The following is a 25,615-nucleotide window of genomic DNA, read 5'->3' on the forward strand; positions in this document are numbered from 1 at the left end:
GGGGTTCCTTTTATACGTTCAGACACGAGTCCTGATGAAGGTTATCGGCAACCTCCACCGGGACTTGAGAACTTTCAGAACAGATTTTCAATATCTGTGCTATAGGCTTTGCTGACCTTCTCGCCCATTGATTTCAGCTGCTGGATCATGCTGGTGAGCTTACGCGCATAGTTCGGGTCGGTCGCGTAGCCCGCGTTTTGCAGCGCCTGAGCGCCCTGCTCCGCCGTCGCCGCCTGCGTCACGGCGGTATAGCGCGGATTTCGGCTCAGCAGGCCAACATAATCGGACAAGGCTTCCAGATACGAGCTGTAGACGCGGAATTTGGCTTTCACCTTCACCGCCGCACCGTTCTCGTATTCGGTGGTCGTGATCTCCGTGGTTGGCCCCTTCCAGCTGGAGGTAGCCTTCACGCCGAAGATGTTGAAGCTCGGCTCGCCGTTTTCCTTGCGGATCTGGCGCTGACCCCAGCCCGACTCCAGCGCGGCCTGCGCCAGAATCAGGTGATGCGGCACGCCGCTCTGTTCGCTGGCAAGGCGCGCAGGCAGAGAAAGCTGCGCCAGGAAGTCTTTGCTGTCACCGGAGAGCGGCTCATCACCGCTGCCCGTGGCTTTCGGCATGGCTTTACGCACCATTTGCGTCAGAGCCTGGTTCTGATAGCTGGTCACCGTTTCCAGGTCGAATTTCATCGGTACCTGCTGCGGCTGATCCTGAGGCTGAATGCCCTGCGCGGCTTCGGTCTGCTTGACAATCATGTCAGCCAGACCGAGGCCTTTCCCGGCGGTCATCTGCTGCGCAATCTGCTGGTCATACATGCTGGTGTAGAGACGCGTTGAATCACTGCTGAACATCCCGTCTTTCGGCAGGGTTTCGCGCATGCTTTTCAGCATCATCTGTACAAACATCCCTTCCACCTGGCGGGCGACCGGGCGGATATTCGCCGCCGGGTCTTTTCCTGCTTTGGTTTTCAGTTCGTTGAGCGACTGGGCATCCCAGGCTGCACTGGTCAACAGTTTGCTATCGGTCAGCATTAGATGATTTCCAGTTTGGCGCGCAGGCAGCCCGCACTTTGCATCGATTGCAGGATGGACATCAGATCCATCGGCGTTGCCCCCAGGGCATTCAGGGCACGCACCACGCTGTTCAGGTTGGCGCTGGAGCGCACGCTTTGCAGTGACCCGCCGCTCTGGCGCATATCAATCTGCGTTTGCGGCGTCACCACCGTCTGACCGCCACCAAATGGCGTATTCGGCTGGCTCACGTTCGCGGAGCGGTTTACCGTCACGGAGAGGTTCCCCTGCGCCACGGCGCAGCTGTCGAGCGACACTTCCCGGTTCATGACCACCGAGCCGGTACGGGAGTTGATGATCACCTTCGCATCCTGGACCGGAACGTTCACTTCCATATTCTGGATATCGGCCAGCATGCGCACCTGGTTGCTGCTGCCGGTGGAGGTGCGGATCTGCACGGTGCGCGCATCGAGTGCCGTTGCATTACCGTAGCCGCGGCTGCGGTTGATGGTATCGGCAATCTGCTGCGCCATCGTGAAGTCTTCATTATTGAGCTGCAGGTTGATGGTGTTGCTCGCGCCAAACTGGGTCGGCAGTTCACGCTCAATGATCGCCCCGTTGGTAATCCGTCCGCCGTTGAGCTGGTTCACCTGCACGCTGCTTCCGCCTGCGGATGCTCCCGCACCGCCGACCAGAATGTTCCCCTGCGCCAGCGCATAAACCTGGCTGTCGACGCCTTTCAGCGGGGTCATCAGCAGCGTACCGCCACGCAGGCTTTTGGCGTTACCCATTGAGGAGACCACCACGTCAATGGTTTGTCCCTGACGCGCAAACGCCGGGTAGGACGCGGTGACCATTACTGCCGCCACGTTTTTCAGCTGCATATTAGTTCCCGCTGGCACGGTAATGCCGAGCTGGGAAAGCATGTTGTTCAGGCTTTGGGTGGTAAAGGGGGTCTGGGTCGTCTGGTCACCGGTACCGTCCAGCCCCACCACCAGACCATAGCCAATCAGCGAGTTTTCACGCACGCCCTGTACGCTGGTGAGATCGCGAATACGGTCAGCCTGGGCAAAGGTAGCCACCAGCGCGAGCGCCACGGCGAAGATCGATTTAAACATGGGTCACCTCGCTTACATCGGCGATAAATTAAGGAAGAAGCGCTGCAGCCAACCCATATTTTGCGCTTCATTGATATAGCCGTTCCCGACGTACTCAATGCGCGCATCCGCCACCTGAGTGGACGGAACGGTGTTGGTGCCGCTGATGGTGCGAGGGTTAACCACGCCCGAGAAGCGAATGAATTCAGTGCCCTGGTTGATGGCGATCTGTTTTTCACCCACAACGTGTAGGTTGCCGTTAACCAGTACCTGGTCAACCGTCACCGTCAGCGTACCGCTGAAGGTGTTGCTGGCATTCGCGCCGCCTTTACCGTTAAAGGTATTGCCGCCGGACGCGTTCACATCAGCACGCGCGTTGCCGAACAGCCCTTCGAGATAGCGTGGCACGGTGTCGAAGCCAAAATTCGTTTTGCCATCGCGGCTGGCGTTCGCCGACGAGCTCTTGCTCGCGCTGACGTTTTCCTGCAGCACAATGGTCAATGTATCGCCGACGTTACGCGGGCGGCGATCTTCAAACAGCGGCTGATAGCCGTAATTAATCGGCTGCGCGGTCTGGAAAATGGAGCCGTTTACCACTGGCGCAGGGCCAGGAACGGGTTGGGCAGTCGTCGCACCCTGGACCAAAGGTTTAGACGGGATCCAGGCACACCCGCTGAGGGTGACGGCCAGAACAGTCAGTATCGGATAACGAAACGCCGCGTTTTTTTGCATTGCCTTCATCTTCGAAAACAGGGAGCCGGCGCGGCGTTTACCGCACCGGGCTACACCTTAGAGTTGCGTCAGTTTCTGCAGCATCTGGTCGGTCGTCGACACTGCTTTACTGTTAATTTCATACGCGCGCTGGACCTGGATCATATTCACCAGCTCTTCCGCCACGTTCACGTTGGAGGTTTCAACATAGCCCTGATACAGCAGGCCCGCGCCGTTCAGGCCCGGGGTACTTTCATTTGGCGTACCGGAGGATTGCGTCTCGGTGTAGAGGTTCTCACCAATGCTTTCCAGACCGGTATCGTTCATGAAGGTGGTCAGGTTGAGCTGCCCAACCTGAACCGGCGCGGCCTGCCCCTGCTGGGTTACGCTGACCACACCGTCACGTCCGATGGTGATGCTCAGGGCGTTCGCCGGGATGGTAATCGCAGGCTGGACCTGGAAACCGCCCGCCGTCACCAGCTGGCCGTTCTGATCGACCTGGAACGAGCCGTCGCGGGTGTAGGCAGAAGTCCCGTCAGGCAGCTGCACCTGGAAGAAGCCCTGGCCTTTGATCGCCACGTCTTTGCTGTTGTTGGTCTGAGACAGGTTGCCCTGACTGTGCAGACGCTCGGTGGCCACCGGACGAACACCGGTACCGATCTGCAGACCCGATGGCAGCGTCGTCTGTTCAGAAGACTGCGCCCCCGGCTGGCGGATGGTTTGATAAAGCAAATCTTCGAAAACGGCGCGCTGACGCTTGAAACCATTGGTGCTGACGTTTGCCAGGTTGTTGGCAATCACGTCCATATTGGTTTGCTGGGCGTCCAGGCCAGTTTTCGCGATCCATAAAGAACTGATCATAAGGAATCCTGTTAGCTCATAGCCAGAAGTTGGTTAGCCTTGCCCGCGTTTTCATCCACGCTGCTGATGATCTTCATCTGCATTTCAAAGCGGCGGGCGCTGGCGATCATGTCGGTCATGGCTTCGACCGGCTTGACGTTACTGCCTTCCAGGACGCCGGACATCACGCGGATGCTCGGATCGGCCTGTAAGGTGGCACCCCGCGTCGCCTGCGCCGCCTGGGTCAGACGGAACATGCCGTCGTCGCCACGCTGCACCTCTTTGCCTTCCGCTTTGACCAGCTTCAGACGACCGACGGGCGCAACGGTATTGGCCGGGTCGCCCGGGTTGAGCGCCGAAATGGTGCCGTCCGCAGCGATAGTCAGCTCAGAGCCTTCCGGTACGGTCAGCGGACCCGCTTCCCCCATCACCGGATGCCCCTGAATCGTCAGCTGGCCCGTCGCGCTCACCTGGATGTTCCCGTTACGGGTATAGCCTTCACTGCCGTCCGCCGTTTGCACCGCCAGCCAGCCGTCCTGCTGCAGAGCCACGTCCAGCGGGCGTGAGGTGTAATCCATCTGCCCTGGCGTCATATCGGCGCCAGGGGTTGATGCGGTCACCAGTGTACGGGTCGGCAGGGAAAGCCCTTCTACCGGCACCGCGCGCAGCGCATTAAGCTGCGCACGAAAGCCCGGCGTTGAGGCGTTTGCCAGGTTGCTGGCGGTAACGGCCTGCTGATTGAGCGTCTGACTTGCCGCGCCCATCGCGGTATATATTGCGTGATCCATTGCGCTTTCCTGTTAGCCGCTTAACGCAGGTTAACCAGCGTGTTGAGGATCTGGTCCTGGGTTTTGATGGTCTGCGCGTTAGACTGATAGTTACGCTGCGCGACGATCATGTTCACCAGCTCTTTACTCAGATCGACGTTAGAGGCTTCCAGCGCACCGTTGGTCAGCGTGCCGAAGTTACCGCTTCCGGCAGTACCCAGCAGCGCCACGCCGGAGGACTGGGTGGCAGACCAGACGTTGTCGCCTTCCGATTTCAGACCTTCGTTGTTGGCGAAGTTTGCCAGCACGATCTGGCCCAGAACCTGGGTCTGTTCGTTGGAATAGTTACCGACCACAGTGCCGTCGTCATTGATTTGGTAGCTCACCAGGTCGCCTGGTTTAAAACCATTCTGGCTGGTCGCGACGATATTGTTCGCACCGGTGTTCTGCTGCATGGAGTTAGCAAAACTCATGGCGAAGGTCGCTGGCGTCGCACCTGGGATGGTCGCGGTAGTGATGTTAATATTTCCACCACCGGTCAGCGTACCGTTATTATCGAAGGTCAGCGTGGTGGCCAGTGCCGCCGTGCTGCCTGCGACGCTACCGTCCTGGGCATACACTTTCCAGGAGTTAGCTGGGGTCGCATCTTTGACATAAAACAGGTTCATGTTGTGCGCATTACCCTGGCTATCAAAGACGGTCACCGTCCCTTTTTTGTTGTACGTGTCCGGGTTAGCCGGATCAAAGGCGGTGGTCGGCGCGGTATCGGTGGAATTCAGGTTAATCTGCTGGGAAGCCGTGGTGGTGGACTTCGCGGCCATCAACGTGGTTGGGATATTAATGACCTGTGGGTTCGCCCCGGTCTGAACCGTTGATGGCGTCCCGGCAACCGGATAACCGGTTAACTGCATCCCCTGCATGTTCACCAGGTTACGGTTTTCATCCAGCTTGAACTGGCCGTTACGGCTATAGAACACAGAGCCGTTGGAATCGACCATACGGAAGAAACCGTTCTGGCTGATGGCAACGTCCAGACCACGACCGGTGTTGGTGGTGGTGCCGTCGCTAAAGTCCTGAGTGATGCCCGCAACTTTCACGCCCAGGCCGACTTTGGAACCGGCAAACATGTCTGCAAAGGAAGCAGAACCGGATTTAAAACCATAGGTCGCGGAGTTGGCGATGTTGTTGCCAATGACGTCCAGGTTGGTGGCCGCAGCATTCAGGCCGCTGACCGCTTGAGAAAAGGCCATGACTTACTCCTGATAAGTGTTAAGGCTTAGATAATCTGCCGAACTTCGTCGAGTGTGGTGGAACCAGAGGTTCCCAAATCCAGTTTGTTGCCGTCGCTTCCTTTAATCACGCCCTGGACCAGCGCGAATTGCAGCGGCTGCGCTACCAGCTGGGTCGTCCCGTTGCTGGCGCTGATTGCCACTTTGTAGGATCCGTTTGGTGCTTTGGTGCCGTCGGTCAGGCTGCCATCCCAGGTAAAGGTGTGAACGCCCGCCTTCAGCTCGCCGATATCAATGGTGCGAACCACTACGTTATTGGCATCCGTGATCGTTGCCGTCACCTTCTCAGCCGGCTGCTGGAGCTCAACGCCAAACGGCGTGGTTGTCGTGGTGGTATTGCCGTCGGTGGTGCTGGTGCCTGCCAGAATCGTGGTTCCCGGGATCATCACCCCGTGACCAATCAGGCTTGCCGCCTGCAGAGACTGGGCGCTGTTAATCTGCCCAGAGACGGAACCGAGGGTGGTGTTCAGTTTCTCAATGCCGCTCACGGTACTGATCTGCGCAAGCTGCGTGGTCAGTTCGTTGTTCTGCATTGGGTTGGTGGGATCCTGGTTCTTAAGCTGCGCCACCAGCAGCGTCAGAAAGCTGCCCTGAAGGTCGGCGGCGTTACTCCCCGTCAGGGAGTTAGAACCTGTCGTACTCTTTGTGTTGTTAACACCCGAGTTCGTAGGATCATTCACATTTACGGCGATGGACATGCATGTCTCCTTTACTGGCCGAGAGTGAGTGTTTTGAGCATCATGCTCTTCACGGTATTAAGCACTTCGACGTTGGCCTGGTAGCTACGGGAAGCCGACATGGAGTTCACCATCTCACCCACCACATCCACGTTTGGCATCTTCACGTATCCGCTGGCATCCGCAAGCGGGTTACCCGGCTCATACACCAGCCTGTCCGGCGCCTGGCTCTCTACCACATCAGAGACCTTCACGCCGCCCGTCGCCGCGCCTGGCGCAGCATCGACCTGAAAGACAACCTGTTTGGCACGATAGGGCTGGCCGTCGGGTCCGGTGACGCTGTCGGCGTTCGCCAGGTTACTGGCGGCCACGTTCAGGCGTTTGGACTGTGCGGTTAACGCCGAACCGGCGATATCAAAAATATTCAGCAAGGCCATCTATCAGTTCCCCCCCTGCAGGACGTTCATCATGCCTTTGATTTGTCCGCCAAGTACGGTCAGGCCCGTCTGGTATTTCAGGCTGTTGTCGGCAAACTGGGTACGCTCCCGGTCCATATCCACGGTGTTACCGTCGAGTGAGGGCTGATCGGGAATGCGATAAAGTAAATCGGTCGCTGGCGCGGTCATCGCATGAGCAGGAATATGGCGAGAGGATGTCATGGCAAGTGCAACACCCGTTCCTTCGGCACGTCCACGCTCCATCACCTTTTTGAGTTCACTGGAAAAATCAATATCGCGCGCCTGATACCCCGGGGTATCGGCGTTAGCGATATTGGCGGCTAAAATCTCCTGCCGCTGGGCGCGTAAGTTGAGCGCTTCCTGCTGAAAACGTAACGCGGCGTCGAGTTTATCGAGCATGTCTCCTCCGCTGATGGCAAAATTTCAGTTCACAGCTTAAATCTCACCCGGTCTCCCCTATCGACGGAATAAGCGCAAAATGCGTCGCTATTTATTCCGTTGATGCAAAACCACTGCAGGTAGAATTCGTTCAACTCTGGAAACGGTGGAACTTGCGATGCAAACGTTAAAACGTGGTCTGGTGGCGGCTCTCTTGCTGTTAAGCCCTCTGGCGCAGGCCGATGGGTTACAGGATCGGCTAACGGCTTTTTTTGCTGAAAAACTGGCAGGCTTTAGCGATGACGTGACCGTTACCGTGCGCACGCCACCGAATCTGTACCCGACGTGTGACCAGCCGTCCTTCAGCGTGGTAGGGTTCACAAAGCTTTGGGGGAATGTGAACGTGCTGGCACGCTGCGCCAACGAAAAACGCTATTTACAGGTTGCCGTTCAGGCGACGGGCAATTATGTTGTCGCTGCCGTGCCCATTGCGCGCGGCAGCGTGCTGCAGACAAACAGCGTGACGCTGAAGCGCGGCCGTCTGGATCAGCTGCCGCCACGCACCATGCTGGATATTAACCAGGCACAGGACGCCGTCAGCCTGCGCGACGTCGCGCCAGGCCAGCCGATACAGATCTCCATGCTGCGTCAGGCATGGCGGGTAAAAGCAGGCCAACAGGTGATGGTGGTGGCCAACGGAGATGGCTTTAGCATCAACAGTGAAGGGAAAGCGTTGAACAATGCCGCGGTGGCGCAAAACGCCCGCGTCAGAATGTCCTCAGGCCAGGTGGTGAGCGGAACCGTCGATGCTGATGGGAATATTCTGATTAACCTATAATCTTTTTAAAGATTTCGCGGCGCGTGCCGATAAATATTCCACTAATGATGATGTCAGGCGCAAACGCCGCGAACCCTCGATGAGGACAACACTATGAGCATTGATCGTACATCAGCCCTGAAGCCGGTAAGCGCTGTACAACCTCGCGAAACGAATGACGCTACGGCGCAGAAAACGCGTCTGGAAAAACCGTCAACGTCCAACAGCACCAGCGTGACCCTGAGCGACGCGCAGGCAAAACTGATGCAGCCGGGCAGCAACGATATCAATATGGAACGTGTTGAAGCGCTGAAAACAGCTATTCGTAACGGTGAGCTGAAAATGGACACCAGCAAAATCGCTGACGCCCTGATTCAGGAAGCACAGAGTTTCTTACAGAGTAACTAACCGTATGAGTCGACTGTCAGAAATACTGGATCAAATGACGGTTGTCCTGAACGACCTGAAAACGGTAATGGACGCTGAACAGCAGCATCTCTCTTCCGGTCACATCAACGGCAGCGCGCTGCAGCGTATTACTGAAGACAAAAGTTCGCTTCTGGCAACGCTGGATTATCTGGAGCAGCAGCGACGCGCTGAGCAGGATCCTAAGCGCAGCGCCAATGACGATATTATTGAGCGCTGGCAGACCATTACCGAAAAAACCCAGCACCTGCGCGATCTTAACCAGCATAACGGCTGGCTACTGGAAGGTCAGATTGAGCGTAATCAGCAGGCGCTTGAGGTGTTGAAACCGCATAAAGAAACCGGACTGTACGGTGCGGATGGTCAGACAGCGACTGCACGTATTGCGGGTGTGAAAAAGATTTCGATTTGACGCTAAAGCGACAAATTATGCAGTGGGGAGCACCCTAAGGTGAACTCCCCTTTTGGCATTTATGCCGTCCGGCGGGCAAACTCTTTGACTTTGAAACCCAGCACCGCGAGCGTGGCAAAGTACGCCACCACCCCGACGCCTACTACGCACATCAGCCGCATCAGACGATAAGGCATGGTACCCAGGGACCATTCCGGCATCACGTACATCATGCCAAGCAGCGCGGCAGACATCACCAGTACCGCAACGATCAGGCGCGCCAGGAAACGCCCCCAGCCCGGCTGCGGCGTGAAAATATCCTGCTTGCGCAGCTGCCAGTACAGCAGCCCGGCATTCAGACAGGCCGCCAGACCAATCGATAATGACAGGCCTGCATGCTTCAGCGGACCAATAAACGCCAGGTTCATCAGCTGCGTCATAATCAGCGTCACGATGGCAATTTTTACCGGCGTTTTGATGTCCTGACGCGAATAAAAGCCCGGCGCCAGCACTTTCACCACGATCAGCCCCATCAGTCCCACCGAGTAGGCAATCAGCGCGCGCTGGGTCATGGCGGCATCGAAGGCGGTGAATTTCCCATACTGGAAGAGCGACACCGTCAGCGGTTTGGCCAGAATACCCAGCGCCACCGCGCTTGGCAGGGCCAGCAGGAAGCAGAGACGCAGGCCCCAGTCCATCAGGCGGCAATACTCATCATGATTACCGCTGGCAAAGCTTTTCGACAGCGACGGCAGCAGGATGGTCCCCAGCGCCACGCCCAGCACCCCGGATGGGAACTCCATCAGGCGGTCGGCATAGTACATCCAGGAAACCGAGCCGGACACCAGGAACGAGGCAAAGATGGTGTTGATAATCAGCGAGATCTGGCTGACGGAGACGCCGAGAATGGCGGGTCCCATCTGTTTGATGACGCGCATCGCCCCGGCATCTTTGAGGTTGATGCGCGGCAGCACCAGCATGCCGATTTTTTTGAGATGCGGCAGCTGATACGCCAGCTGCAGCACGCCGCCCACGGTGACCGCCCAGGCCAGCGCCAGTACCGGCGGGTTGAAGTGCGGCGCGGCGAACAGGGCAAAGCCGATCATGCTGACGTTAAGGAACGTCGGCGCAAACGCAGGAACAGAAAAGCGGTTCCAGGTGTTGAGGATCGCCCCCACCAGCGAGGCCAGCGAGATCAGCAGAATATAAGGGAAGGTGATGCGCAAAAGCTGCGAGGTCAGGGCAAACTTGTCGGCCGTATCGGCAAAGCCGGGCGCGGTCACCATAATCACCCAGGGCGCAGCCAGCATCCCGAGGACGGTCACCACCGCCAGCGCCAGCGTCAGCAGGCCGGAGACATAAGACACAAAGACGCGCGTTGCGTCCTCGCCCTGCTTGCTTTTATATTCCGCCAGGATGGGGACGAATGCCTGAGAAAACGCCCCTTCCGCAAAAATACGACGCAGCAGGTTCGGTAATTTGAACGCGACGAAAAAGGCGTCCGTGGCCATCCCTGCACCAAATACCCTTGCCACAATGGCGTCGCGCGCAAAACCCAGCACGCGGGAAAACATGGTCATCGAGCTGACGGCCGCCAGCGATTTTAATAAGTTCATTAACGTGAATTTCCAGAACCATACGGATTTCCAGGACGGGCAAGCGTAAGCGCCACCCGGCAAAGCCTACAAGCGGCGCTTAGTCTACCCGGATTTCAACGAATTACTATCCGCAGATGTTACAGCGAGTTATTCACTCATGGCCTCGCGCCAGAGCCTTTCCACAACGCGCTGCGCCATGATGGCCTGCTCGCCGGACGTTTCAGGAACCGTCTGATTTTGCACGCAGGAGATAAAGTGACGGGCACAACCGGCAAAACCGCGCTGTTCAAGCGTGCTCTGCCAGCCAGGGGCAGGTAGCGTCACCACGCCGCTGCCCTTCTCCTCACGCCATTCACGCATGTCGGTAATGTCGTACAACGCGCCGTCGGTGACGGCCTGGACGCATTCTCGCTGGCTGCCCGCACGACGATGCATACTGGTGGTTACCTGCAGATGATCAATCGAGAAATGATGTTCGGCGTAGACCATTTCACCCTGCTCGTTCGTCAGTAGCGTGCCACTTTGCAACTGCGCATTGCCGCTGGCGAGCCACAGCGCCGTATCCACAACGTGCAGATAGTCATCCAGCAGCGTGAAGCGCAGATCGTTCGGCCCGATGCTGTCTGTGCGGTGTTTATCCATCCGCAGCGAGGAAAGCGTGCCCGACTGCGCCTTAAGCTGCTGATAAAGCGGTGCGAAACGGCGGTTGAAGCCCACCATCAGCGTCAGTTTTTTACGCGCGGCCAGTTCAATCAGCCGCTCGGCATCCTGAACATTTTCAGCCAGCGGTTTGTCCACGCAGACGTGAACCCCCAAATTGAGCAGTTCGCTCACCACCTGATAATGGGTTGCCGTTGAGGTATGGACAAAGACCGCATCGCACTCGCGGGCCAGATCCTGCAATGAGGCAGCATACGGCATGCGCCAGGTTTCGCAGATACGTTCTGCCTTTTCTCGGGTGGGTGACCATGCCCCTTGCAGGGTCCAGTCCGTCGCCGCACCTAAAACAGGCAGCCAGGCTTTTTGTGCAATACCGCCCAGCCCCACCACGCCTACGCGTAATTTTTTCACCGTCAGTCTCCCAAATGTGCCAGCAAGGCATCCAGACGCTGTTTCAGCCCGGCGACCTCGTCTTCCAGCGCCTCTACGCGGGCAACTAAATCGTCATCTCCAGCATTCATATCGGTTGCGCTGGATTTAACTGAAATATCAACGTCACCGCTGAACAGATGCATATAGCGGCTTTCACGCTTGCCCGGCTCGCGCGCCAGACGCACCACGTATGGGCCGTCTTCGCGAGAAGCCAGCCCTTCCAGGGTCTGCTCGACCTCCTGCATATCGCTGAACTCATGCATGCGGGAAGCACGGGTGCGCAGTTCCCCCGGCGTCTGCGCCCCGCGCAGCAACAGCGTGGTGATGACCGCCACTTCCGCACTGCTCAGCTTCAGGTCGCCAAATTCGGAGTTACAAAACCGCTGTTCGTATTTGGTCACGCGGTTGCCGAATCCGCTGACGGTGCGCAGATAGTGGCGTTTTACCAGGGCGTCCAGGACGTCCTGAACGTCATGTTCGCTGAGGTTCATCACCGGCTCGCGGTTGGTTTTCTGGTTGCAGGCCATGGTCACGGCGTTGACGGAGAGCGGATACTGCTCCGGCGTGGTGACCTGTTTTTCGAGTAAGCACCCAATCACGCGCGCTTCTGTACCGTTTAGCTGATACTTCATCTTTTCTCCTTAACGACCTGCAGTCCAGTCCCGGGTGGTTAATGCCGTCAGAACGTGGTCGCGCCACTCTCCGTCTATCAGCAGATAGTCTTTGGCGTACCCCTCTTTCTCGAACCCTAAACGCGCCAGCAGATTTCCGCTGCGCTGGTTATGCGGCATATAGTTCGCCATAATGCGATGGATGTGCTGCGTGCGTTGCATATAGCGGATCGCTACCGTCAGCGCCTCGTACATCAGCCCCTGCCCCTGCCACTTCTGGCCGATGGAGTAGCCCAGGTAGCAGGCGTGAAACGATCCCCGCACCACGTTTGAAAAATTGGCGATCCCGATAATCTCTTTCTCTTCAGGATCCAGCAGCGCGAAATAAAACGCGCTGCCCTGCTTGTGAAATTCCGTAATCATGCTGAGGCGCGCCTGCCAGCCGGAAGGGTAACAATGGCTCTCATCCCGAACGGGTTCCCAGGGTTTTAAAAACTGGCGATTCTCGGCGTAATAATCCGCCAGACGCCAGGCATCACGCTCATGCACCAGACGAACGACCAGCCTGTCCGTTGTCAGACGCACTTTTGGCACATTACTGCGATAGCCAAACATCGATACCACTCCTTCCCGTCACTTCAGCTTACCCATTAGCTTTACTATACCTGCGCCTGCGCCGTCTGTGAAAACAGTGACATACCATTTTCACCTCTTTTCACACTTTTCGATGAGAACTCTCTATCAAAGCACCCTTTTGATAAAAAAATATTGTCGCGTTCAGGGGTGGGAAAAAACGCGGCGACACCGCAGAATGTTAGCGTGCTCACCATCTTATTTTCCCTGGAGGGAAAATGTCCCGCGTATCACAGGCCAGGAGCCTGGGTAAATATTTCCTGCTCGTCGATAACATGCTGGTCGTGCTCGGCTTTTTTGTCGTTTTTCCGCTTATTTCGATCCGCTTTGTCGATCAGATGGGCTGGGCGGCACTCATGGTCGGCATTGCCCTGGGGCTACGCCAGTTTGTCCAGCAGGGCCTGGGCGTCTTTGGCGGGGCCATCGCCGACCGCTTTGGTGCTAAACCGATGATCGTAACCGGTATGCTGCTGCGCGCGGCAGGGTTTGCCACGATGGCGGTCGCTCAGGAGCCGTGGCTGCTCTGGTTCTCCTGTTTCCTCTCCGGTATCGGGGGCACGCTGTTCGATCCGCCCCGCACCGCGCTGGTGGTAAAGCTGATTCGCCCGCAGCACCGCGGCCGCTTCTTCTCGATTCTCATGATGCAGGACAGTGCCGGGGCGGTTGTCGGCGCCCTGCTGGGAAGCTGGCTGCTGCAGTATGACTTCCGTCTGGTCTGTGCGGCTGGCGCGGTGCTCTTTATTCTGTGCGCGCTGTTTAATGGCCTGTTCCTGCCGGCGTGGAAACTGTCGACGGTGAAAGCGCCGGTCCGGGAAGGGCTTGGTCGCGTCCTGCATGACAAGCGCTTTGTCACCTATGTGTTGACCCTGACGGGATATTACATGCTGGCCGTGCAGGTCATGCTGATGCTGCCGATCATGGTTAACGACATTGCAGGTACCCCTGCGGCGGTGAAATGGATGTACGCCATCGAAGCCTGCCTGTCGTTAACGCTGCTCTATCCGATTGCCCGCTGGAGCGAGCGACGTTTTCGTCTGGAACATCGTCTGATGGCCGGACTGTTCCTGATGACGCTGAGCATGATGCCGATCGGCCTGGTGAACACGCTCCAGCAGCTGTTTACGCTGATTTGCACATTCTATATTGGCTCGATCATCGCCGAGCCTGCCCGCGAAACGCTGAGCGCCTCGCTTGCGGATGCGCGTGCGCGCGGCAGCTATATGGGGTTCAGCCGTCTGGGGCTGGCACTCGGCGGGGCATTTGGTTACGCCGGGGGCGGCTGGTTGTTTGATGCCGGCAAAGCGTTAAATCAACCTGAACTCCCGTGGATGATGCTTGGCGCGGTGGGCTTTATGACGCTACTCGCCCTGTGGTGGCAGTTCAGCCAGAAACGCAGCGCGAGCGGCATGCTCGAGCCAGGCGCATAACTTTTCCCTCGGGCGGGCGCCGCTCCCGCCCCACTTCTCAGTTTTTTCTGCTGGTTTCTACCCATTCACGCTGACATACTGGCGTAACAGGACAGAAGCGCCGATTTTTCGTTGAGGAACACTATGAAGAAAATTGTCTTAGCCGCGGCATTGGTTGTCAGCGGTCTGCTGGTTGGCTGTAACCAGCTCACGCAATATACCGTCAGTGAACAGGAAATTAATCAGGCGCTGGAAAAACATAACAATTTCTCGAAAGACATTGGCGTACCGGGTCTTGCCGATGCGCATATCGTGCTCACAAATCTCACCAGCCAGATCGGACGTGAAGAGCCAAACAAAGTCACCCTGGCCGGTGATGCAGACCTCGATATGTCCTCCCTCTTTGGTAACCAGAAAGCCAACATCAAGCTCAAGCTGAAGGCACTCCCTGTTTTCAATAAAGAGAAAGGGGCAATTTTCCTGCAGGAGATGGAAGTCGTCGATGCGCAGGTGTCTCCGGACAAAATGGCGCCGGTTCTGCAAACCCTGATGCCCTATCTGAATCAGTCGCTGCGGAATTACTTTAACCAGCAGCCCGCGTACGTCTTAAGTGAAGACAAAAGCAAGGGTGAAGCCCTGGCGAAAAAATACGCAAAAGGGATAGAGGTTAAGCCGGGTGAAATTATCATTCCTTTCACCGATTAACCTGAAGGGCGCTGCGGCGCCCTTTTTTTTTACGGAAAAGTGTGCAAACGAAAACGTTTCCGCTTATGATTTGTGTCCGGCAAAAACAGCCATCCTAATGACTGATTCCTGACAAGCCGGAGCTTCCATGACTGCACAACCCCAGGTTCTTAAAATCCGCCGCCCTGACGACTGGCATATTCATCTGCGTGATGGTGATATGCTGAAAACCGTCGTGCCTTATACCAGCGAAATTTATGGCCGCGCGATTGTCATGCCTAACCTGGTGCCACCAGTCACCACCGTTGATGCCGCGATAGCCTATCGCCAGCGCATCCTCGACGCCGTTCCTGCGGGACACGATTTTACCCCGTTGATGACCTGCTACCTGACCGATTCACTGGATCCGAACGAAGTGGAGCGCGGCTTTAACGAAGGCGTGTTTACGGCAGCGAAACTCTACCCGGCGAATGCCACCACCAACTCCAGCCACGGCGTCACCAGCATTGATGCCATTATGCCGGTTCTGGAACGCATGCAGAAACTGGGTATGCCACTGCTGGTTCACGGTGAAGTGACGCATGCTGACATTGACATCTTCGACCGTGAAGCCCGTTTTATCGAGACCGTGATGGAGCCTCTGCGCCAGCGCCTGCCCGCGCTGAAGGTGGTCTTTGAGCATATCACCACCAAAGACGCGGCAGAGTACGTGCGTGACGGCAACGATCTCATCGCCGCCACCATTACGCCACAACACCTGATGTTTAACCGTAACCACATGCTGGTGGGCGGGGTGCGCCCTCACCTCTACTGTCTGCCTATCCTCAAGCGCAACATCCACCAGCAGGCGCTGCGTGAGCTGGTCGCCAGCGGGTTCTCCCGCGCGTTCCTCGGTACCGATTCCGCGCCTCACGCCCGCCATCGTAAAGAGGCAAGCTGCGGCTGTGCAGGCTGCTTCAACGCCCCTACGGCGCTTGCCAGCTACGCAACCGTATTTGAAGAGATGAACGCGCTGGAACATTTCGAAGCGTTCTGCTCCCTTAACGGCCCGCGCTTCTACGGCCTGCCGGTCAATGACACCTTCATCGAACTGGAGCGTAAAGCGAGCCACGTTGAGGAGTCCATTGCCCTGACGGATGATACGCTGATCCCATTCCTGGCGGGTGAAACCGTAAGCTGGACGGTAAAACGTTAAAAAATCAATGCCCCTTGTTGTCAAACTGATAATATACCTGTATAAATAAACAGTATATTACACAGGGGGCATTTATGCGTATTGAAGTCACCATAGCCAAAACTACCGTTCTGCCTGCCGGCGCGCTTGATGCACTGGCAGGCGAATTATCCCGTCGTATTAACAATACCTTTCCTGACAACGCAGGTGCCGTCACGGTGCGTTACGCCGCGGCAAACAACCTTTCCGTTATTGGTGCCGCAAAAGAAGATAAAGATCGCATCAGCGAAATCCTGCAGGAAACGTGGGAAAGCGCTGACGACTGGTTCATCACGGATTAACACTGCTCCCTCATTGTGTTTTTTGCCGGGTCGCCCCGGCTTTTTTTTGCCTAAAATCCCGTAAGTTCAAATTAATTCGGCATCTTCTTTAAAAATCGTGAACGAGATGGTGTTTTATTGTTCGAACAATCCTAAAAAGCAGAAAAATGTGTTGCCACCTGTTTATTTTTCCCTTCGGAACCCTTATTACTTGGTATACTGAAGTTGCTTTCAGAAAAACATGCATTGAACCTCAAAGCCGTTGTCTTCTAACACGCATTAAGGGGGTTATAATGGAAAAGAATAGTGAAGTCATCCAGACCCACCCACTCGTTGGCTGGGATATCAGTACCGTAGATAGCTACGATGCGCTGATGCTGCGTTTGCACTACCAGACCCCAAATCAACTCAACCGTGAAGAAGCGGAAGTTGGACAGACGCTGTGGCTAACAACAGACGTCGCCCGTCAGTTTATTTCTATTTTAGAGGCAGGTATTGCAAAAATAGAATCTGGCGACTATCAGGAAAATGAGTATAAACGGCACTAAGCTTATGCCCACTTTTCACTCAACAGGCACCCTCGCGGTGCCTTATTTATTTCTCCCTTGTCTAACCCCGCGTTGTTAATTACTCTGCTAACAAAACATCAGTTTACGAGATGCATATGAGATACGACTTAATCATTATTGGCAGCGGATCTGTGGGTTCTGCCGCCGGTTATTACGCGACGCAGGCGGGCCTGAAGGTCCTGATGATCGATAGCCATCTTCCGCCTCATGCGGAGGGCAGCCATCATGGCGATACCCGCCTCATCCGCCATGCGTATGGCGAAGGCGAGCGCTATGTTCCGCTGGTGCTTCGCGCCCAGACGCTGTGGGACGAACTGGCGAAACAGACTGAAGACCGCATTTTCGAACGTACCGGCGTTATCAACCTGGGCCCGGCCCATTCTGAATTTCTCGCCGGCGTCGAACGCAGCGCGAAAGCGTTTAATCTGGACGTTGAGAAACTGGACGCGACGGGCATTAGCACGCGCTGGCCTGAAATTAGCGTCCCGGACGATTATATTGGCCTCTTTGAAGCCCACTCTGGTGTGCTGCATTGTGAAACGGCGATCAAGACCTGGATCGAGCTTGCCGAGAAGGCAGGCTGCGCGCAGCTGTTCAACTGTCCGGTGGACGCCATCACCCATGACGATAATGGCGTCACGGTAACGACCCTTGACGGTGAATATTCCGCGGATCGCCTGCTGGTCAGCGCGGGAACCTGGGTTACCCGCCTGCTGCCCGATCTGCCGATCCAGCCGGTGCGCAAGGTCTTCTCCTGGTTCCAGTCGGATGGTCGTTACAGCGTCCAGAATAAATTCCCGGCCTTCACCGGCGAATTACCCAACGGCGACCAGTTTTACGGCTTCCCGTCAGAAAAAGACGCGCTGAAAATCGGTAAACACAACGGGGGCCAGGCTATCACCTCCCCTGAAGAGCGTAAGCCTTTCGGCGCCTTTCCTCAGGATGGTTCGGAAGCCTTCTCGTTCCTGCGCACTATTCTTCCGGGCGTCGGCGGCTTGCTGTATGGCGCGGCCTGTACCTACGACAACACGCCGGATGAAGACTTTATCATTGATACGCTGCCGGGGCATGACAACACGCTGCTCATCACCGGCCTGAGCGGCCACGGCTTTAAGTTTGCTTCCGTGCTGGGTGAAATCGCCGCGCAGTTTGCCCAGGGTATTGCACCGCAGTTTGATCTGACGCCCTTCTCCCTCTCGCGTTTTAACAGATAATTCGCCATGGGCCCCGGAGGTCCCGGGGCCCGCTTCATTCACACTGCATTTCGGGGCGTTATGCGCAGGATCGTTAGCTTTCTGATGAATAATATTCGCGAGCATTTTATGCTCTATCTCTTATTGTGGGCGCTGTTGGCCATTATTGATTTTGTTTACATTGTATTTTACTGAAAAGCCTTACTGACAATAATTGACGTTAATTTATCTTTATTGAAACTCACCATTTCGCTTGCACGAAGAGATTGAATTAGCGCCAGCGATCCTTTTCAAAATTGCTGAAATAAATAAAATAAAAATCAATAGACAATTATTTCAGTTGCAATATCCCGCCTTCCCGTTCATTTTTACTTTCCGGTTAATTTGAAAATGGACATTCTGATGCAATTGCGTAACTCCTCCCGGCGCTACGGAATAATATCCATAAGTTTGCACTGGATATTTGCTCTTGCCGTCTACGGTATGTTTGGACTTGGGCTCTGGATGGTCACACTCAGCTATTACGATGGCTGGTATCACCAGGCGCCGGAGTTGCATAAAAGCATTGGTGTCCTGCTGATGCTGGGGCTGGTTTTCCGCGTGATCTGGCGACATATTTCTCCGCCGCCCGCTGCGCCAAAGACCCACAGTAAATTTACCCGCCTCAGTGCAGTCGCCGCGCATATTGCCCTCTATGCACTGCTGTTTGGCATCCTGATTAGCGGCTATCTCATTTCGACGGCTGACGGTAAGCCGATAAACGTCTTCGGCCTGTTCGACGTTCCGGCAACACTGAGCGATGCCGGGGCGCAGGCCGACACGGCGGGGGTCATTCACCTCTGGCTTGCCTGGAGCGTGGTGATCCTGTCCGTACTTCACGGGTTTGCCGCCCTCAAACACCATTTTATTGATAAAGACGATACGCTAAAGCGCATGCTTGGCCGCTCGTCAGTTGACTCTGGAGCATAAAATGAAAAAACACCTGCTGGGTATCGCACTGGGTTCTATGTTATTCACCGCCGGTTCCGCCGTGGCGGCGGATTATAAAATTGATAAAGAGGGCCAGCACGCTTTCGTCAATTTCCGTATTCAGCACCTGGGATATAGCTGGCTGTACGGTACCTTTAAGGATTTTGACGGCACGTTCACCTTTGACGAAAAAAATCCTGCGGCCGATAAAGTCAATGTGACGATTAATACGAACAGCGTCGACACAAACCACGCAGAGCGCGATAAACACCTGCGCAGTGGGGAGTTCCTCAACGTCGCGAAATTCCCGCAGGCGACCTTCACTTCTACTGAGGTGAAGAAAGACGGCGATAAGCTGAATATTACCGGCAACCTGACGCTTAACGGCGTAACCAAACCGGTCACGCTTGATGCGAAATTACTGGGTCAGGGTGATGACCCGTGGGGAGGTAAACGCGCAGGTTTTGAAGCGGCAGGGAAAATTCACCTGAAAGATTTTAATATCACAACGGATTTAGGCCCGGCGTCTCAGGACGTGGAGCTGATTATTTCCGTTGAAGGTGTACAGCAGAAATCGTAATAACGTCGCCCGGCAGGCTTTCACCGTGCCGGGCGTTATTATCATTCCGGGTCAGGGATACCCAGTTTGGTATTCAGACGACCGCGTGATTTATTGAAAATCTTGTTGCCGTTTTCACGTCCTGCGCGACGGCGACGCTGCTCTTCTTCCGGCAGGATGCTCTCTTCGCTGCACAGCTCGCTACAGCAACCGTTAAACTTCTCGGCACAGGCCGGGCACTGAATGAACAGCAGATGGCAACCGTCATTTTTGCAGTTGGTGTGGGTATCGCACGGCGCGCCGCACTGGTGGCACTGGGCAATGACGTCGTCCGAAATACGTTCACCCATACGCTCGTCAAAGACAAAGTTTTTCCCGATAAAGCGTACCGGCAGCCCCTGCTCACGGGCGCGGCGAGCGTACTCGATAATGCCGCCTTCAATGTGCCAGACCTTATTAAAGCCGTTGTGCTTCATCCACGCGCTGGCTTTCTCACAGCGGATACCGCCGGTGCAGTACATAACGATCTTTTTATCTTTATGCTCCTGCATCATCTCAACCGCTTTCGGCAGCTGCTCGCGGAAGGTATCGGCCGGGATTTCCATCGCGTTCTCGAAATGCCCCACCTCATACTCATAGTGGTTACGCATATCAATAAACACGGCATCCGGATCGTCCAGCATCGCATTCACTTCCGCCGCCTTCAGGTATTCACCGACGTCCGCCGGGTTAAACTCAGGATCGTCGATACCGTCCGCCACGATGCGTTCACGCACCTTCATGCGCAGCACCCAGAAGGATTTCCCGTCATCATCCAGGGCAATGTTCAGGCGTAAGCCGTTAAGGGCCGGGTCAAACTGATAAAGTACGTCACGGAAGGCGCTGACTTTGCTTTCCGGTACGCTAATCTGCGCGTTAATGCCTTCACGGGCAAGGTAGACGCGGCCGAAGACGTTCAGCGCTGTGAACGCCTGATAAAGCGCATCGCGGGTCGCCTGCGGATCGTCGATCGTGAAGTATTTATAGAATGAGATGGTGGTGCGCGGTTCGGTTTCAGCCAACATACGCGCTTTTAACATCTCATTCGACACGCGGTTGTGTAACACTGGCATGGTGTACAGTCCTGGAATCGTTAGAGAGAATGAAAATTCGGTCGGCATCATATAGCAAACAAAACCAATTTACATCCACACAATTTACGCTACATTTCACACACCCTGATTAATCAGGCTTAACAATTGCTGTATTCGTGCACGCTTCGAAAGCAGATATTTTGGCTACGCCTCAAAAAATGAGACACTAGCGAAACAGGACGTTTGAACACAGGAAAGACATGACCCAGTTACCAACATTTACTGCCGCCCTTTTGCATCCCCGCTATTGGTTGACCTGGCTTGGCATCGGCTTTTTATGGCTTCTGGTACAGCTTCCCTACCCTGTTATTTTTCGGTTGGGCAAATTTCTGGGCCGTTTCGCACAGCTGTTTATGAAGCGTCGCGCCAGAATCGCGTACCGCAACCTTGAGCTGTGTTTTCCGCAGATGAGCGAATCAGAGCGTCACGACATGGTCGCAAAGAATTTCGAATCCGTCGGGATGGGGCTTATGGAAACCGGCATGGCGTGGTTCTGGCCGGACAAACGCATGGCTCGCTGGAGTGAGGTGACGGGAACCGGCATGGATCCGGTGCATACGCTTCAGGCCAACCAGACGGGCGTTCTGCTGATCGGCGTCCATTTTCTGACACTGGAAATCGGGGCGCGTATGTTCGGCATGCAGGCGCCCGGCATTGGCGTTTATCGCCCTAACGATAACCCGGTCATCGATTTAATCCAGACCAACGGCCGCATGCGCTCTAACAAAAGCATGATCGACCGTAAAGATCTGAAGGGAATGATCCGCGCGCTGAAATCCGGTGAAGTGGTCTGGTATGCCCCCGACCATGACTATGGCCCACAGGCCAGCGTTTTTGTCCCTTTCTTCGCCGTTGAAGAGGCCGCGACAACCACCGGCACCTGGATGCTGGCGCGGATGTCCAAAGCCGCCATCGTGCCTTTTGTTCCCCGCCGTAAGCCAGACGGTTCGGGCTACGAGCTGATGATGCTGGAGCCGGAACTCGCACCGCCGCTTGACGATGCAGAAACCACCGCACGCTGGATGAACAGCGTGGTGGAGAAGTGCATCATGCTCGCCCCGGAACAGTATATGTGGCTGCACCGTCGCTTTAAAACCCGGCCAAAAGGCACGCCGTCCCGCTATTGATTTTCAACGTGCGGCCCTCAGGGCCGCATGCTGTTTTAGCTTTAAAAGCTCCCCCTCATTGCGGCAATCATAACCCAGGCGCATAATTAGCAGGCTTATTACTTCATGCTTCAGGTGCTCAGCACCTCATTATGCGGATTGTTATGTCACCCTCAGATGCCCCCATAAGCTGGAAGCGTAACCTCACGGTTGCGTGGCTTGGCTGTTTTCTCACCGGCGCAGCGTTTAGCCTGGTCATGCCTTTCCTGCCGCTTTACGTCGAACAGCTGGGCGTGACGGGCCACAGCGCGCTCAATATGTGGTCCGGCCTGGTATTCAGCATTACGTTCCTGTTTTCCGCGATGGCCTCGCCCTTCTGGGGTGGCCTTGCCGACCGCAAGGGGCGAAAAATCATGCTGCTCCGCTCGGCGCTGGGGATGGCCATCATCATGGCGCTGATGGGCGTGGCGCAAAACGTCTGGCAGTTCCTGATTTTGCGCGCGCTGCTGGGCTTGCTGGGAGGCTTTATTCCCAATGCCAACGCCCTGATTGCCACACAAATTCCTCGCCATAAGAGCGGCTGGGCGCTGGGCACGCTCTCAACCGGCGGCGTGAGCGGTGCCCTGCTGGGGCCACTGGCCGGCGGACTCCTTGCCGACAGCTATGGCCTGCGCCCGGTGTTCTTCATCACCGCCAGCGTGCTGTTCCTGTGCTTTATCGTCACCCTGATCTGTATTCGGGAAAACTTCACGCCCGTTGCGAAGAAAGAGATGCTCCACGCCAGGGAGGTGCTGACCTCGCTCAAAAATCCCAGACTGGTGCTGAGTCTGTTCGTGACGACCCTGATTATTCAGGTTGCAACCGGATCGATTGCTCCTATCCTCACGCTGTACGTTCGCGATCTGGCGGGCAACGTCAGCAATATTGCATTTATTAGCGGGCTGATCGCATCCGTGCCCGGCGTGGCGGCATTGCTCAGCGCTCCGAGGCTGGGGAAACTGGGAGACCGCGTCGGCCCGGAAAAAATTCTGATCTGTGCGCTGGTGATCTCTGTCCTGCTGCTGATCCCCATGTCGATGGTGCACTCGCCCTGGCAGCTTGGTGTTCTGCGCTTTTTACTGGGCGCTGCCGACGGCGCGTTACTGCCCGCCGTTCAAACCCTGCTGGTCTACAACTCCACAAACCAGATTGCCGGGCGTATTTTCAGCTATAACCAGTCGTTTCGCGACATCGGTAATGTCACCGGGCCGCTCCTCGGGGCTGGCATTTCCGCCAGCTTTGGTTTTCGCGCCGTCTTTATCGTGACGGCAGGCGTAGTGCTGTTTAATGCGATCTATTCGTGGTTCAGTTTATCCCGCGCGTTACGTCCGGTGGCGGAATAAGACGAACGCCTGAAGCATATTTTCGTATTCATACTTGCAGAATCAGATATTCAGCTATTCTTTCCCTGAAACCTTCTGGAAAACAGGGAGACACCAATGACCATGTACGCCACGCTGGAAAAAGCGTAAAGTAAAATACATATATAATTGGATCATTGCGTTATCCGTTCATAAGTACTTACTTTAGCCTTTGTCGGTATCCGTCATGTCACAATCCCCGGGTTCGTTTAAAACACGCATCGCCTATAACCTTAAACTTCATACGCCATTGAAAGATCCCTTTAAGGGGTGTATATTCTCACAATCTGTTCATCCAAACAGTACGCAAAGATAAGGAAATGTAATGGCAGATAATTCAGAATCTTTTGCAACAATAGAACAAATTACCTCACGCCCTAATTTTTCTTCTGATTTAGAAATTACTGTTAAAAGTTTTCGTTCTCTTGCAGGACGCTATCATCTTAGTGAGAGTGTGAAGTGCCAGGTAAAAACCGAGCATGGGAACTGTGGTCAAAAACATCAGCATGGATATCTTGGTGTTGATGATACTGGACATGAAGGTTTAATTGGAGGCATTTGTGGGGATAAGTACTTTGGTGAACACACGCAATATATACAGGAAAGAAATCGTATTGATGCTGAGCTTGACAGACGTGAGAGCATTGAGAGATTAATTTCCTATAAAGATAATTTTTTATCCTTATCTTCCATGCATGCCAATTTATTAAAAGAAACTCATAACATAAATAATAAAGTCAATTGTTTATATAAAGGCTTACCTGATATAGTACTTACTTATCTTTATCAAGCCCAAAGAACTCAAAACTGGGATTTATATATTGATGTGCTACGTCATTCTCGTGGTGAAAAAGGAATGACAAGTAATTGGTATATTGAAAAACTCTGTACATTTCCACCTTTGCCATCTCAGCAAGAAATTAAAAGTTTAATAGGTAAAATTGAGAGCTTGCAATCGATTTTCAACGAGGCCTGTTCAAAAAAATTAGATGAGCTTGGAACGCCAAAATTGAAAAGTTACGTGAAAAGCATTTCTGAGTTTTCAGAATTAGAGACTTCCTTTAACAAACATTACAAAAACACTGAAGACTTCATTAGAAAAGAAAACATCTTTAATCTATATTATGCCTGTGCAAATACTAAGGACAAATATAGCATTATCAAAACAATTTTATACCTTATGAAGAATTTAAATCCAACTGAAGCATCAGTTAGGAAAAAATGTGATGAGATTGAAGCTATAACAAGAAAAAGATTTGATAATTGTGAAATACGGTACAATAAAAAAGTAATGAAGTTTAAGAAGAATAGCTTGGGTTAACTTAAAAGCCCCAAACGGGGCTTTTTTTTTATTTTTCATCAGCCATAACCAATCGAAGTTGTAGTAATTGGCCCAATGGTACTTGTATGTTCAATCACCTTGTACTCAAACCGTACTCTGGATTAAGTTCCACGCATGTAATTTGCGTTGGTCTATTACTTAAAGTATGAAATCCCATGCAAGAAGCACCTGTAGCCCTATACCGTCCCCCCTATAATTGGTGAATATGAATCCCCTATCAACTTGTGTTAATTGCTTATCTGAATACACCAACTCCATCACTTTATTGTGATGCGCAGATTCCTTTTTACTAACTCTTGACATAAAATACCTTTTTAAAAATACGACGGGGTATTTATGAACAAGAAAGGAATATTTTTAGTCTTAGCGATACTTATTTTCATTTTACTATTGCTGTTTACATTCGCAATGCTAAATTTTAATGTAAATACTGCCCTCGCTATATTATCCTTAATTTTAACATTACTATCAGGTACGGACTTAGTCAAAAAGCACACTACGGTCAAATCGACAAATAAAAGCCCTATAGATATGTGGATGGTTTTCGGTGTTGCTATCTCTGCTGTTTCTATGTATGGTTTATATATAGACCCCCAATTATCACCCTTAGAAAGGGTAACTATTTGTATAGTATCACTTATACTTTTAGTTGCTGTTTTAGCTTCGGCTTTTTTGAATTACAGAAAAATAAAGAAAACTGATGTTAGGGAAATAATCAAACAAAGCCATTCAGTTTTTAGAGAAAGCGAAGAAACCATTACTATTACAACGACTATAAAAAAAGCCCCTTAAGGGGCTTTTTAATTCTGGCAAAGTGTCTAGATTATCAGTGGCGATTCATTATTCATTCTTTATTCAATTCCTATTCATCTTAGGTTCGGGGCATTGTTCTAATGTCACAGATATTTAAAGCAATTCGCTGCCGAAAACTAAACTCACCTGCCCCACAATATAACAAAAGTACCTTT

The 25,615-nt window shown here is 54.0% G+C and carries 30 protein-coding genes; 16 read left to right on the forward strand and 14 right to left on the reverse strand.

The window, feature by feature from the left end; translation table 11 throughout:
- Positions 1-74: 74 nt before the first annotated feature.
- The 9 genes from flgJ to flgB are packed head-to-tail and all read right to left on the reverse strand — an operon-like array spanning position 75 to position 7,245.
- A complete protein-coding gene (gene flgJ, locus BMW97_RS05575; protein ID WP_021240767.1) occupies positions 75-1,028 on the reverse strand; it encodes a flagellar assembly peptidoglycan hydrolase FlgJ in 954 nt (317 codons plus the stop codon).
- Entirely contained in the window at positions 1,028-2,125 is a 1,098-nt protein-coding gene (locus tag BMW97_RS05580; RefSeq protein WP_045910191.1) for a flagellar basal body P-ring protein FlgI, read from the reverse strand. The genes flgJ and BMW97_RS05580 overlap by 1 nt, the downstream gene beginning before the upstream one ends.
- 12 nt (positions 2,126-2,137) lie before the next feature.
- Positions 2,138-2,836 carry a flagellar basal body L-ring protein FlgH gene (gene flgH, locus BMW97_RS05585; RefSeq protein WP_032666985.1) on the reverse strand — a complete coding sequence of 233 codons (699 nt, stop codon included), beginning with the start codon at positions 2,834-2,836 and terminating at the stop codon, positions 2,138-2,140.
- Between the two features lie 57 nt (positions 2,837-2,893).
- Complete coding sequence (flgG, locus tag BMW97_RS05590; protein WP_008500810.1) at positions 2,894-3,676, reverse strand: flagellar basal-body rod protein FlgG; 783 nt, start codon at positions 3,674-3,676, stop codon at positions 2,894-2,896.
- Positions 3,677-3,687: 11 nt separating this feature from the next.
- On the reverse strand, positions 3,688-4,443 hold the full coding sequence (locus BMW97_RS05595; RefSeq protein WP_008500811.1) for a flagellar basal body rod protein FlgF: 756 nt from the start codon (positions 4,441-4,443) through the stop codon (positions 3,688-3,690).
- Positions 4,444-4,463: 20 nt separating this feature from the next.
- The gene (gene flgE, locus BMW97_RS05600; protein WP_008500812.1) at positions 4,464-5,672 is read right to left on the reverse strand and encodes a flagellar hook protein FlgE; all 1,209 of its coding nucleotides are present in this window, start codon (positions 5,670-5,672) and stop codon (positions 4,464-4,466) included.
- Between the two features lie 26 nt (positions 5,673-5,698).
- Positions 5,699-6,409: a flagellar hook assembly protein FlgD gene (gene flgD, locus BMW97_RS05605; RefSeq protein ID WP_032650840.1), complete on the reverse strand. Its 711-nt coding sequence runs from the start codon at positions 6,407-6,409 to the stop codon at positions 5,699-5,701.
- 11 nt (positions 6,410-6,420) lie between these two features.
- Complete coding sequence (flgC, locus tag BMW97_RS05610) at positions 6,421-6,825, reverse strand: flagellar basal body rod protein FlgC (RefSeq protein ID WP_008500814.1); 405 nt, start codon at positions 6,823-6,825, stop codon at positions 6,421-6,423.
- A 3-nt stretch (positions 6,826-6,828) separates the two neighbouring features.
- On the reverse strand, positions 6,829-7,245 hold the full coding sequence (flgB, locus tag BMW97_RS05615; RefSeq protein ID WP_090392572.1) for a flagellar basal body rod protein FlgB: 417 nt from the start codon (positions 7,243-7,245) through the stop codon (positions 6,829-6,831).
- Positions 7,246-7,402: 157 nt separating this feature from the next.
- Here flgB and flgA point away from each other — a divergent pair, with 157 nt between their 5' ends.
- From flgA to flgN, 3 genes are all read left to right on the forward strand, one after another.
- A complete protein-coding gene (gene flgA / locus BMW97_RS05620) occupies positions 7,403-8,062 on the forward strand; it encodes a flagellar basal body P-ring formation chaperone FlgA (RefSeq protein WP_045417113.1) in 660 nt (219 codons plus the stop codon).
- Between the two features lie 93 nt (positions 8,063-8,155).
- Positions 8,156-8,449, forward strand: a complete 294-nt coding sequence (flgM, locus tag BMW97_RS05625; RefSeq protein WP_008500817.1) for a flagellar biosynthesis anti-sigma factor FlgM — start codon at positions 8,156-8,158, stop codon at positions 8,447-8,449.
- A 4-nt stretch (positions 8,450-8,453) separates the two neighbouring features.
- Complete coding sequence (gene flgN, locus BMW97_RS05630; protein ID WP_008500818.1) at positions 8,454-8,879, forward strand: flagella biosynthesis chaperone FlgN; 426 nt, start codon at positions 8,454-8,456, stop codon at positions 8,877-8,879.
- Positions 8,880-8,938: 59 nt separating this feature from the next.
- On the opposite strand, the gene murJ is transcribed toward flgN, so the two are convergent.
- The 4 genes from murJ to rimJ form a co-directional block, all read right to left on the reverse strand.
- A complete protein-coding gene (murJ, locus tag BMW97_RS05635; protein WP_045910190.1) occupies positions 8,939-10,474 on the reverse strand; it encodes a murein biosynthesis integral membrane protein MurJ in 1,536 nt (511 codons plus the stop codon).
- A 129-nt stretch (positions 10,475-10,603) separates the two neighbouring features.
- On the reverse strand, positions 10,604-11,527 hold the full coding sequence (locus tag BMW97_RS05640; RefSeq protein WP_045910189.1) for a Gfo/Idh/MocA family protein: 924 nt from the start codon (positions 11,525-11,527) through the stop codon (positions 10,604-10,606).
- Between the two features lie 2 nt (positions 11,528-11,529).
- Positions 11,530-12,180, reverse strand: coding sequence for a YceH family protein (locus tag BMW97_RS05645; RefSeq protein ID WP_045910188.1), 651 nt, complete (start codon positions 12,178-12,180; stop codon positions 11,530-11,532).
- 9 nt (positions 12,181-12,189) lie between these two features.
- Complete coding sequence (rimJ, locus tag BMW97_RS05650; protein WP_008500822.1) at positions 12,190-12,774, reverse strand: ribosomal protein S5-alanine N-acetyltransferase; 585 nt, start codon at positions 12,772-12,774, stop codon at positions 12,190-12,192.
- A gap of 236 nt (positions 12,775-13,010) precedes the next feature.
- On the opposite strand from rimJ, the gene mdtH reads away from it, so the two are divergent.
- The 9 genes from mdtH (at position 13,011) to BMW97_RS05695 (ending at position 19,687) form a co-directional block, all read left to right on the forward strand.
- Positions 13,011-14,219 carry a multidrug efflux MFS transporter MdtH gene (gene mdtH / locus BMW97_RS05655; RefSeq protein WP_045910187.1) on the forward strand — a complete coding sequence of 403 codons (1,209 nt, stop codon included), beginning with the start codon at positions 13,011-13,013 and terminating at the stop codon, positions 14,217-14,219.
- Positions 14,220-14,342: 123 nt separating this feature from the next.
- Positions 14,343-14,903 carry a lipoprotein gene (locus BMW97_RS05660; RefSeq protein ID WP_045910186.1) on the forward strand — a complete coding sequence of 187 codons (561 nt, stop codon included), beginning with the start codon at positions 14,343-14,345 and terminating at the stop codon, positions 14,901-14,903.
- Positions 14,904-15,030: 127 nt separating this feature from the next.
- Complete coding sequence (pyrC, locus tag BMW97_RS05665) at positions 15,031-16,077, forward strand: dihydroorotase (RefSeq protein ID WP_045334677.1); 1,047 nt, start codon at positions 15,031-15,033, stop codon at positions 16,075-16,077.
- 74 nt (positions 16,078-16,151) lie between these two features.
- A complete protein-coding gene (gene dinI / locus BMW97_RS05670; protein ID WP_008500826.1) occupies positions 16,152-16,397 on the forward strand; it encodes a DNA damage-inducible protein I in 246 nt (81 codons plus the stop codon).
- A gap of 272 nt (positions 16,398-16,669) precedes the next feature.
- Positions 16,670-16,924: a biofilm formation regulator BssS gene (gene bssS / locus BMW97_RS05675; RefSeq protein WP_008500827.1), complete on the forward strand. Its 255-nt coding sequence runs from the start codon at positions 16,670-16,672 to the stop codon at positions 16,922-16,924.
- Positions 16,925-17,040: 116 nt separating this feature from the next.
- On the forward strand, positions 17,041-18,159 hold the full coding sequence (gene solA / locus BMW97_RS05680) for an N-methyl-L-tryptophan oxidase (RefSeq protein ID WP_045910185.1): 1,119 nt from the start codon (positions 17,041-17,043) through the stop codon (positions 18,157-18,159).
- 60 nt (positions 18,160-18,219) lie between these two features.
- On the forward strand, positions 18,220-18,333 hold the full coding sequence (locus BMW97_RS05685) for a DUF2770 family protein (RefSeq protein WP_032645429.1): 114 nt from the start codon (positions 18,220-18,222) through the stop codon (positions 18,331-18,333).
- Positions 18,334-18,540: 207 nt separating this feature from the next.
- A complete protein-coding gene (locus tag BMW97_RS05690) occupies positions 18,541-19,107 on the forward strand; it encodes a cytochrome b (protein WP_045910607.1) in 567 nt (188 codons plus the stop codon).
- Between the two features lies 1 nt (position 19,108).
- A complete protein-coding gene (locus tag BMW97_RS05695) occupies positions 19,109-19,687 on the forward strand; it encodes a YceI family protein (protein WP_090392574.1) in 579 nt (192 codons plus the stop codon).
- A gap of 41 nt (positions 19,688-19,728) precedes the next feature.
- On the opposite strand, the gene BMW97_RS05700 is transcribed toward BMW97_RS05695, so the two are convergent.
- On the reverse strand, positions 19,729-20,778 hold the full coding sequence (locus BMW97_RS05700) for an oxygen-dependent tRNA uridine(34) hydroxylase TrhO (protein WP_008500831.1): 1,050 nt from the start codon (positions 20,776-20,778) through the stop codon (positions 19,729-19,731).
- Between the two features lie 221 nt (positions 20,779-20,999).
- Here BMW97_RS05700 and BMW97_RS05705 point away from each other — a divergent pair, with 221 nt between their 5' ends.
- From BMW97_RS05705 to BMW97_RS05725, 4 genes are all read left to right on the forward strand, one after another.
- On the forward strand, positions 21,000-21,926 hold the full coding sequence (locus tag BMW97_RS05705) for a Kdo(2)-lipid IV(A) acyltransferase (RefSeq protein ID WP_045910183.1): 927 nt from the start codon (positions 21,000-21,002) through the stop codon (positions 21,924-21,926).
- A 143-nt stretch (positions 21,927-22,069) separates the two neighbouring features.
- Positions 22,070-23,287, forward strand: coding sequence for a multidrug efflux MFS transporter MdtG (gene mdtG, locus BMW97_RS05710; RefSeq protein WP_045910182.1), 1,218 nt, complete (start codon positions 22,070-22,072; stop codon positions 23,285-23,287).
- Between the two features lie 343 nt (positions 23,288-23,630).
- Positions 23,631-24,626, forward strand: coding sequence for a hypothetical protein (locus BMW97_RS23800; RefSeq protein WP_045910181.1), 996 nt, complete (start codon positions 23,631-23,633; stop codon positions 24,624-24,626).
- Positions 24,627-24,983: 357 nt separating this feature from the next.
- The gene (locus BMW97_RS05725) at positions 24,984-25,439 is read left to right on the forward strand and encodes a hypothetical protein (protein WP_045910180.1); all 456 of its coding nucleotides are present in this window, start codon (positions 24,984-24,986) and stop codon (positions 25,437-25,439) included.
- Positions 25,440-25,615: the final 176 nt, after the last annotated feature.

This window comes from Enterobacter sp. NFIX58 (assembly GCF_900110475.1).
Taxonomy (GTDB): domain Bacteria; phylum Pseudomonadota; class Gammaproteobacteria; order Enterobacterales; family Enterobacteriaceae; genus Enterobacter; species Enterobacter quasiroggenkampii.

Excerpts from the sequence above, each read along its gene's own strand:
- flgJ (WP_021240767.1), bottom strand. The coding sequence starts at position 1,028 with ATGCTGACCGATAGCAAACTGTTGACCAGTGCAGCCTGGGATGCCCAG.
- BMW97_RS05580 (WP_045910191.1), bottom strand. The coding sequence starts at position 2,125 with ATGTTTAAATCGATCTTCGCCGTGGCGCTCGCGCTGGTGGCTACCTTT.
- flgH (WP_032666985.1), bottom strand. The coding sequence starts at position 2,836 with ATGCAAAAAAACGCGGCGTTTCGTTATCCGATACTGACTGTTCTGGCC.
- flgG (WP_008500810.1), bottom strand. The coding sequence starts at position 3,676 with ATGATCAGTTCTTTATGGATCGCGAAAACTGGCCTGGACGCCCAGCAA.
- BMW97_RS05595 (WP_008500811.1), bottom strand. The coding sequence starts at position 4,443 with ATGGATCACGCAATATATACCGCGATGGGCGCGGCAAGTCAGACGCTC.
- flgE (WP_008500812.1), bottom strand. The coding sequence starts at position 5,672 with ATGGCCTTTTCTCAAGCGGTCAGCGGCCTGAATGCTGCGGCCACCAAC.
- flgD (WP_032650840.1), bottom strand. The coding sequence starts at position 6,409 with ATGTCCATCGCCGTAAATGTGAATGATCCTACGAACTCGGGTGTTAAC.
- flgC (WP_008500814.1), bottom strand. The coding sequence starts at position 6,825 with ATGGCCTTGCTGAATATTTTTGATATCGCCGGTTCGGCGTTAACCGCA.
- flgB (WP_090392572.1), bottom strand. The coding sequence starts at position 7,245 with ATGCTCGATAAACTCGACGCCGCGTTACGTTTTCAGCAGGAAGCGCTC.
- flgA (WP_045417113.1), top strand. The coding sequence starts at position 7,403 with ATGCAAACGTTAAAACGTGGTCTGGTGGCGGCTCTCTTGCTGTTAAGC.
- flgM (WP_008500817.1), top strand. The coding sequence starts at position 8,156 with ATGAGCATTGATCGTACATCAGCCCTGAAGCCGGTAAGCGCTGTACAA.
- flgN (WP_008500818.1), top strand. The coding sequence starts at position 8,454 with ATGAGTCGACTGTCAGAAATACTGGATCAAATGACGGTTGTCCTGAAC.
- murJ (WP_045910190.1), bottom strand. The coding sequence starts at position 10,474 with ATGAACTTATTAAAATCGCTGGCGGCCGTCAGCTCGATGACCATGTTT.
- BMW97_RS05645 (WP_045910188.1), bottom strand. The coding sequence starts at position 12,180 with ATGAAGTATCAGCTAAACGGTACAGAAGCGCGCGTGATTGGGTGCTTA.
- rimJ (WP_008500822.1), bottom strand. The coding sequence starts at position 12,774 with ATGTTTGGCTATCGCAGTAATGTGCCAAAAGTGCGTCTGACAACGGAC.
- mdtH (WP_045910187.1), top strand. The coding sequence starts at position 13,011 with ATGTCCCGCGTATCACAGGCCAGGAGCCTGGGTAAATATTTCCTGCTC.
- BMW97_RS05660 (WP_045910186.1), top strand. The coding sequence starts at position 14,343 with ATGAAGAAAATTGTCTTAGCCGCGGCATTGGTTGTCAGCGGTCTGCTG.
- pyrC (WP_045334677.1), top strand. The coding sequence starts at position 15,031 with ATGACTGCACAACCCCAGGTTCTTAAAATCCGCCGCCCTGACGACTGG.
- dinI (WP_008500826.1), top strand. The coding sequence starts at position 16,152 with ATGCGTATTGAAGTCACCATAGCCAAAACTACCGTTCTGCCTGCCGGC.
- bssS (WP_008500827.1), top strand. The coding sequence starts at position 16,670 with ATGGAAAAGAATAGTGAAGTCATCCAGACCCACCCACTCGTTGGCTGG.
- solA (WP_045910185.1), top strand. The coding sequence starts at position 17,041 with ATGAGATACGACTTAATCATTATTGGCAGCGGATCTGTGGGTTCTGCC.
- BMW97_RS05685 (WP_032645429.1), top strand. The coding sequence starts at position 18,220 with ATGCGCAGGATCGTTAGCTTTCTGATGAATAATATTCGCGAGCATTTT.
- BMW97_RS05690 (WP_045910607.1), top strand. The coding sequence starts at position 18,541 with ATGCAATTGCGTAACTCCTCCCGGCGCTACGGAATAATATCCATAAGT.
- BMW97_RS05695 (WP_090392574.1), top strand. The coding sequence starts at position 19,109 with ATGAAAAAACACCTGCTGGGTATCGCACTGGGTTCTATGTTATTCACC.
- BMW97_RS05700 (WP_008500831.1), bottom strand. The coding sequence starts at position 20,778 with ATGCCAGTGTTACACAACCGCGTGTCGAATGAGATGTTAAAAGCGCGT.
- BMW97_RS05705 (WP_045910183.1), top strand. The coding sequence starts at position 21,000 with ATGACCCAGTTACCAACATTTACTGCCGCCCTTTTGCATCCCCGCTAT.
- mdtG (WP_045910182.1), top strand. The coding sequence starts at position 22,070 with ATGTCACCCTCAGATGCCCCCATAAGCTGGAAGCGTAACCTCACGGTT.
- BMW97_RS23800 (WP_045910181.1), top strand. The coding sequence starts at position 23,631 with ATGGCAGATAATTCAGAATCTTTTGCAACAATAGAACAAATTACCTCA.
- BMW97_RS05725 (WP_045910180.1), top strand. The coding sequence starts at position 24,984 with ATGAACAAGAAAGGAATATTTTTAGTCTTAGCGATACTTATTTTCATT.